The organism is Bradyrhizobium sp. 23 (assembly GCF_023073295.1).
Lineage (GTDB): Bacteria > Pseudomonadota > Alphaproteobacteria > Rhizobiales > Xanthobacteraceae > Bradyrhizobium > Bradyrhizobium canariense_D.
Genome location: NZ_JADPJF010000135.1, coordinates 1 through 515, shown reverse-complemented (window position 1 = coordinate 515; position 515 = coordinate 1). Strand labels below are relative to the sequence as shown.

The 515-nt window shown below is 61.9% G+C and carries 1 protein-coding gene; it reads left to right on the top strand.

Annotation, left to right across the window (positions count from 1 at the left end; translation table 11 throughout):
• On the top strand, window positions 1-515 hold a 515-nt coding region (locus tag IVB32_RS32650; RefSeq protein WP_247412699.1), incomplete at both ends, for a transposase.

Below are 515 nucleotides of genomic sequence, written 5' to 3'. Positions count from 1 at the left end.
ATACCTTGCTGCGGGTGGTCCGCCGGCGGACGGCGATGCCGACAGATCCATTGCTTGTTGTGGGCATCGATGACTGGGCGTTCCTGAGAAATCATCGATACGGGACGATCGTGTGCGATTTGGAGCGCCGGCGGATCGTTACCCTGCTGCCCGATAGGGAGACTGCGACCGTTCGGGCGTGGCTATCGAGGCACCCAGCGATCAACATTGTGTCGCGAGATCGCGGTGGTGGATACGGCGAGGCAGCAGCCAAGGCGCTGCCGAACGCCATCCAAGTCGCCGACCGCTGGCATCTGATGGAAAATGCGAGCGCGGCCTTCCTTGATGCGGTGCGCCGCTCCATGAACAGAATCCGAACCGCAATCGGAGCGACAACGATCAACCCGGAATTGCTGACCTGCGCGGAAAAGCTGCGCCATCAGGGCTATCTGCGGCGCCAGGACAGCCATGCCGTAATTACGGCTCTCGTCAGCGACGGTGTGCCGCTCAAGGAGATCGTCCGCCGCACAGGACAT